Below are 7,278 nucleotides of genomic sequence, written 5' to 3'. Positions count from 1 at the left end.
CCACTGATATAGTTGCTTGATAAATCTTGTTCAATTTGCACTTGCAATCTACCTACTTAATAAGGAACACGTTTTAGCGCATTTAAGTTTTAAAGGTAATGGCCATGAAGCAAAAAATAAGCAAGCTAAACTTGATTTAGAAGCATGGTGCAAAGAAATTAAAAAGATGGCTGAGTAAGGTGAGATTAATGGTTAAGATAGGCGTATGTGGTCATTTTGGTGGCGGCAAGAATTTTTTAGATGGACAAACTGTTAAGACTAAGATTGTTACCAAAGAATTACAAAGGGAGTTTGGTAACAATGAGGTAAAAAAAGTAGATACCTATGGTGGTAAAAAAAGATTGTTTTCGATAATTACCAATTTAATAGGTCTGGTAATAAGCTGCAAGAATGTTATTATATTTCCTGCTCAAAACAGCTTAATGCTTTTTGCTCCAATATTAGCGTTTATTAATAGATTTTACCATAGAAAATTGCATTATGTGGTAATTGGTGGCTGGCTGCCAGAGTTTGTTGCAAAACGTAAATTTCTACGTAAAGCATTGATGAAGTTTGATTGTATTTATGTGGAAACAAATACGATGAAAAACAAACTTGAAGTAATGGGGTTTTATAATATAGCTATTATGCCTAATTGCAAAGAGTTAAATATATTAAAAACAGAAGAGTTGGTATACGCGAAAGAGGAACCGTATAAATTGTGTACGTTTTCACGAGTTATGAAAGAAAAAGGTATTGAAGATGCTGTTGATGCAGTTATTGGAGTAAATGAAGAATTGGGAAGAATTGTATATACATTGGATATATATGGACAGATAGATAGCAATCAGGTTGATTGGTTTAAAAAATTAGAGGAAAGATTTCCGACATATATTCAATATAAGGGATTAGTTGATTTTGATAAAACAACACAGGTTTTGAAAGATTATTTTATGCTTTTATTTCCAACGTATTATGAAGGGGAAGGTTTTGCGGGAACATTAATAGATGCAATGGCAGCTGGTGTCCCTGTTATAGCTAGCGATTGGAGATATAATAGTGAGATTGTTAAAGATGAGAAAATAGGTTTTATAATTAAGAAAAACTTAAAGGCTGAGTTAGTTAAGGTTTTGAGTACAATAGATAAGGTTAATGACATGAAAGCCACCAATTTAGTCGAAGCAGAAAAGTATCTGCCTAAGAATGCAATCAAAATTTTGTTTAAGAAAATCGAAAGATAATAAAGAGGAATATAGCTTATGAAAAAAAGGTTATTGGTTATTTTAGCTTCTTTAAATACTGGCGGTGCAGAAACTTTTATGATGAAAATTTTTCGTAGTTTACCGGAAGATTACAAGATAGATTTTATCGTGTCTGCTAAATCTGGCTTTTACGAAAAGGAAGTAATTGATCTTGGCGGACGTATATTCAGAGTGCCGTTAAGAACAAAGCACCCCATAAAAACGTTTAAAGCAATATATGATGTGGTAAAGGATAACCGGTATACACATGTTTTAAAGTTATGTGATACACCAATAGGTGTATATGATTTATTAGCTGCTAAAATTGGCGGCGCAAGGGTTTTGTGTGTGCGTTCTTGTAATGCTGGTTCATCCAATAGTAAATTGGGGACATTAGTTAATGATTTCCTTAGACCATTCTTAAATATTATGACTGATGTAAAGATTGCTCCGTCACGTTTCGCTGCTGAGTTTACCTTTGGTAAAGCAGAGGTAGAGGCAGGCAAAGTTAAGTTTATTCATAATGGCGTAGATTTAAATGTTTATAAATTTGATAAAGACAACAGAGAAAAAATTAGAAAAGAGTTTGGCATAGCTGATGAGCAGCTTGTTATTGGACATATTGGCAGATTTAACCAACAAAAGAATCATAAGTTCTTAATTGAGGTTTTTGCTGAAGTATTAAAACAGAAAACGGATGCGTTGCTAATGCTTGTTGGCGACGGCGAAAAGAAGAATGAAATTAAAGAGCAAATCAAGGCTTTAGGTATTGGAGAATCTGTAATTTTTACTGGCATTCGGTCTGATGTTCCAGCACTGCTTTCGGCAATGGATGTTTTCGTATTTCCGTCCTTTTATGAGGGTATGCCTAATACAGTAATCGAAGCACAGGCTACTGGTTTGCCTTGTGTGATTGCAGATACAATTACGGAAGAAGCAGAAGTTACTGCGTGCGTTAATTTTATGTCTTTAAGTGATTCTGCTGAATCGTGGGCTGATAAAGCATTAACATTGTTTGAAAAAGATAAGGAGAACCGTTTTTGCTATGGCGATAAGATGAAGAATGCTGGTTATGATATAGATAGTTGTATGAAGAGATTTGTGGGATTGATATTAAAAAATGGAGTTATAAATAATGCAAATCAGGGTAAATAGCGTATTTGAAAGAATAATATGGATTCTAACAGTTATATTGTTATGCTCCTTTAATGTTTTGGATGCAAGTCAGTATATAAGTCTTATTTTATTAGGAATAACTATTTGCATTTTTATATTAGATTTTATGTTTAATGAATTCAAAAGCAAAGTGAAATTTTCTTTGTACCATTTATGGGGAATTTCTTTTGCTGTTTTTTGTTTATTGTCATCATTATGGGCTAATAATAGTGAATTGGCAGTATCAAAGGGAATTACTATTCTGCAGATATTAATATGCATGTCAGTGTTATATAATCATTATTCTAGAAATTTTGATGAAAATTTTTTGTTAAGTTGTATAGAATATGCTGGATATGGGTTGGCAATATATACGGTGTTTTTTTATGGAATAGAATTTATAAAACAAGGCTTAGCTTCTGGTGTAAGGCTGGATAATGAATTCGCAAATGTAAATTCTATTGGTATAGCTTGTGCTAATGCGATAATAGTAAGTGCATATTATATAATTTGCGAAAACAAAAAATCTATATTTAAATTTCCATTTATGCTAATTTCATTAATAATTGTTGCAGCATCAGGCAGTCGAAAGGCTTTAGTAGTTTTGATTCTTGGTATTACCTGTTTGTATTTATTTAAATATGCTAGTAAAAATATTTTAAAAACGTTATTAAAATTTAGTGTTATTCTTAGCATATTGGTTCTGTTTTTTTCTGTAGTTTTATCTATGCAGATGTTTGATACATTAAATTACAGAATGGAAGGATTGATAGCATTAGTTACAGGTACCGGTACTATAGACCATTCAACCTGGTTGAGGCAGCAATTTATGAAAATTGGTTTGGAACAGTTTTTTGAAACACCTTTCTTTGGTATAGGTATTGATAATGCTCGTTTGTTATTATTACAGCATGTCGGTTTCATAACATATTTGCATAATAATTACGTGGAATTATTAGCTAGTGGAGGTATTGTTGGAACCAGTATTTTTTATTCAATATATATCTATATTATTTATAAACTAAAAATAGATTGGAGCCTTTATAGCGGAATAAAGATCGCGATACTGCTTATGATTTTATTGCAATTGGCAATGGATTTCGGTGCTGTATCATATTACTCTAAAAACACATATTTTTATATAATGATGTTTTTTCTGTTTATTAAATACAATAATCGTGGAAAGGTTAGATAAAATGGATATAAAAAGATATTTTTATGCGTTCAATAAATTTTTGACAAACAAAGATTATCGCTTCATAATATTAGCTGGTCAGGGGTTCTACGATAATGTGGACGATGAAGAATATTTAAAACGAAAGTATAAAGCATGCATGGGAAAAGAATTAAACTTATCTTCTCCCAAGACCTTTAACGAAAAGCTTCAGTGGTTAAAGCTGCATGATCGCAAACCTGAATATACAATTATGGTAGATAAGTACGCTGTACGTAAGTACATTGCTGATACTATTGGCGAAGAATATCTTATTCCCTTATTAGGTGTTTGGGACAATCCGGATGATATTGATTTTGATTCTTTGCCGAATCAATTTGTTTTGAAGTGTAATCATAATTCTGGATTGGGAATGTGCATATGCAAGGATAAGAGTAAGCTTAATATTGAAAAGGTTAAAGCAGAGTTGAGGAAAGGCTTAAAACAGGATTACTATCTTACCAGTCGTGAATGGCCGTATAAAGACGTTCCTAGAAAAATTATTTGTGAGAAATACATGACTGATACACGAACTAACGATTTATATGACTATAAGTTTTTTTGCTTCGGTGGTCAAGTTAAGTGCTTCAAAGTTGATTATGATAGATTTATTGAACATCATGCAAACTATTATGATACAAGTGGAGGTATTTTGCCTTTTGGAGAAGCAGCATTGCCTCCAGTCTATGATAAAAGTATAAAAATGACGCATAATTTGAAAAAGATGTGTGAGCTGGCTGAAAAACTCACAGCAGGAATGACTTTTTTAAGAGCTGATTTTTATGATGTTGAAGGAAAAATATACTTTGGAGAATTAACATTTTATCCAGCATCTGGAATGGGTAGTTTTACTGATGACTATTGGGATTCACGTTTAGGAGAATGGATTAAGCTTCCTGATGATATTATTGGGGGGGGAGAAACTTTTATAATTAATTTAAAAGAATTTATTGTTATATTAAGGGCGCCGCAAGAAGAATTATCCGACTATAAAGTTTTATGTTTTAATGGAGAACCCAAAATCATTGAGGTTCATAGGGGACGATTTAATAGCCAGCATACACAAGATTGTTATGATGAGTCTTGGAATAAAACTGATATTGAACAGTATGATTTGCCAAAAACGGATGAGATAATGCCTAAACCGGCATTTTTAAAAGAAATGATGCATTTATCTAGGTTATTATCGAAGAAGTTGATTCATGTTAGAGTAGACTGGTATTTCACGAATAACAGGTTATATTTTGGTGAGTTAACTTTTTTTGATGGCTCTGGTTATAATCTGTTTTGTGGTGATGCTGATGAATTATTAGGCAGTTGGATTAAGCTACCTAAGTAAAAGGAGATTTCTTATGGTTAAGTGCATAATTGGTGCTGATATAGTGCCAACAGAGTCTAATGCTAATTTGTTTACTAATGCAGATGTAGAAACTTTAATTGGAGATGACATAAAAAAGCTGTTAGATAATGCAGATTTCACAATTTTCAATTTAGAGGTTCCTTTGACTGATATGAGTACGCCGATAAAAAAATGTGGTCCGAATCTTATTGCACCTACGAAAACAATTGCTGGTTTAAAAGCTATTAATCTGCATTTTTTTACGCTTGCCAATAACCATATTTTAGACCAAGGGGAGCAAGGTTTAAATTCTACCATGAGCCTCTTGGATAAACATGGAATTGCTTATGCAGGTGCAGGTAAAGATTTAGAAGAAGCAGCAAAACCATATATTTTCGAACAGGATGGTAATAAAATAGGCATCTATTGCTGTGCAGAGCATGAATTTACTATTGCTACAGAAAATACTCCGGGTGCCAATCCTTTTGATCCTTTGAACAGCTTAGATCATGTAATGGAGTTAAAGAAGCAATGTGATTATGTAATTGTTTTATATCACGGTGGCAAAGAACACTATCGGTATCCATCACCTTATTTACAAAAGGTTTGCAGAAAGATTGTGGATAAGGGTGCAGACATTGTTGTCTGCCAGCACAGCCATTGTATAGGTTGCGAAGAAAAGTGGCATGAAGGTACTATAGTTTATGGTCAGGGAAACTTTTTGTTTGATGCAGACGATAATGAATTCTGGAATAGCGCTTTACTGATAGAATTAGAATTTAGTAAAGACAGCAAAGTAGAAATTAAATATATTCCTATTAAAAAAAATGGAAATACTGTTAAGTTAAGTGATGATAGTAGCATTTTAGAAGGTTTCAAAAGCAGAAGTAAACAAATAATAGATAAAAAATTTATTGAGGAAAACTATTATCAGTTTGCAGATTTTATGAGCAAAAATTATTATTACAAACTTTCTGGAAGAGTCTCCACATTTTTACCAGTTAGGATACTCAATAAGTTAACAAACTATCTTCTGTTAAAATGGATTTATGGTGAAAGCGAAAAGTTAAACATCATAAATTGTTTGGAATGTGAGGCACATAGGGAACTGTTAACATGTATTTTAAAATATAGAAGAGGGATATAGACGGAGGCTTAATATGAAAAGAGTCTTAATGGTATCTTGTGAAGGATTAGGAAATGGCGGTGTCCAAGCTGTCATAATGAGTATCGTTAGAAGTCTTAAAGATAAATATATTTTTGATATTCTTCTTTTTACTGATGAAAGAAGATTTTATGATGATGAGTTTGAAAGCTACGGGGGAAAAATATTTAGAATTCCGCGGTATAGTGGCAAAAATTCTTTTAGAAAAAGATTAGATTACTATGTTAGAGGTAATCATTTATATAACAAGGTCTTGGAGATTCTGAAAGAAAATGGACCATATGATGTTATTCATTGTCACGATGAATATGAAAGTGCGCCTATTTTAAAAGCTGCAGCAGTTAGTGGGATTAAAGTCAGAATTGCTCATACCCACGTTATATCAGGAAAAACTAACATTATAGCAGGCTTATTGAACAATTATCGTAAAAAAGAAATTGAAAGGTACGCGACAATAAAAATTGCATGTTCCCAAGAAGCAGGATTGTCTTTTTTTAAATCTCAAGAGAACGTAAGGATAGTTATGAATCCATATGATAATAAGAGATTTAATTCTGAAAAATATGACTTAAATAAAAAAAGTAATTTACAGCTTTTGCAGGTTGGAACTTACAGTGTAACTAAAAACCAAATATTTTCAGTAAAAGTTATTGAATATATAAAGCAAAAAAGGCCAGACGTAAAATTAATTCTGATGGGCAATAGTAATAGTGAATATAATGAACTGTTATATAAGGAAATCATTCAAAGGAAGCTTGAAGATAATGTTGTTTTAATGCCTGGTGATGTAGATATGCCAAAGCTACTAAGTCAATCTTCTGGCTTTCTATTTCCGTCATTGCATGAAGGCTTTGGCATTGTGTTAATAGAAGCTCAAGCAATGGGAGTTAAGTGCTATGCATCCGATGCAGTGCCTAGAGCCACAGATTGCGGTGGTGTTACATATTTGCCACTTAACGATGGTGCCAAAGTATGGGCAGAAAAGATTATAGATGATTATCAAAGAGAACATGGGATGCATGTAAATTATGATGTAAGTAAGTTTTCTACAGAAGAAGTTACAAGAAAGTATATTTTGTTTTACGAGAATGCTTTATAAAAAGCAACTTGTTTTGTAATATTTATATAAAATATTCACTCTAATCTTATTTAAAAAGCACAAAAGTGAATGTTAAAATTAAGATAA

6 protein-coding genes are annotated in these 7,278 nt (G+C 32.2%); all 6 read left to right on the top strand.

The window, feature by feature from the left end:
• Window positions 1–188: 188 nt before the first annotated feature.
• The 6 genes from Q0612_RS04895 to Q0612_RS04870 are packed head-to-tail and all read left to right on the top strand — an operon-like array spanning window position 189 to window position 7,191.
• Window positions 189–1,220 (top strand): glycosyltransferase family 4 protein, encoded by a 1,032-nt coding sequence (locus Q0612_RS04895; RefSeq protein ID WP_298881482.1) that lies wholly within the window; start codon window positions 189–191, stop codon window positions 1,218–1,220.
• 18 nt (window positions 1,221–1,238) lie between these two features.
• Window positions 1,239–2,375 carry a glycosyltransferase family 1 protein gene (locus tag Q0612_RS04890; RefSeq protein ID WP_298881479.1) on the top strand — a complete coding sequence of 379 codons (1,137 nt, stop codon included), beginning with the start codon at window positions 1,239–1,241 and terminating at the stop codon, window positions 2,373–2,375.
• Window positions 2,356–3,570 (top strand): O-antigen ligase, encoded by a 1,215-nt coding sequence (locus Q0612_RS04885; protein WP_298881476.1) that lies wholly within the window; start codon window positions 2,356–2,358, stop codon window positions 3,568–3,570. Before Q0612_RS04890 ends, Q0612_RS04885 begins: the two co-directional genes overlap by 20 nt.
• A 1-nt stretch (window position 3,571) precedes the next feature.
• A complete protein-coding gene (locus Q0612_RS04880; RefSeq protein ID WP_298881473.1) occupies window positions 3,572–4,927 on the top strand; it encodes an ATP-grasp fold amidoligase family protein in 1,356 nt (451 codons plus the stop codon).
• A gap of 13 nt (window positions 4,928–4,940) precedes the next feature.
• Entirely contained in the window at window positions 4,941–6,074 is a 1,134-nt protein-coding gene (locus Q0612_RS04875; protein ID WP_298881470.1) for a CapA family protein, read from the top strand.
• Between the two features lie 13 nt (window positions 6,075–6,087).
• On the top strand, window positions 6,088–7,191 hold the full coding sequence (locus Q0612_RS04870) for a glycosyltransferase (protein WP_298881467.1): 1,104 nt from the start codon (window positions 6,088–6,090) through the stop codon (window positions 7,189–7,191).
• The last annotated feature ends 87 nt before the right edge of the window (window positions 7,192–7,278 follow it).

The organism is uncultured Phascolarctobacterium sp. (assembly GCF_937920985.1).
Taxonomy (GTDB): domain Bacteria; phylum Bacillota; class Negativicutes; order Acidaminococcales; family Acidaminococcaceae; genus Phascolarctobacterium_A.
The sequence above is the reverse complement of the archived record's forward strand: the minus strand, read 5'-3'. Positions and strand labels throughout refer to the sequence as shown.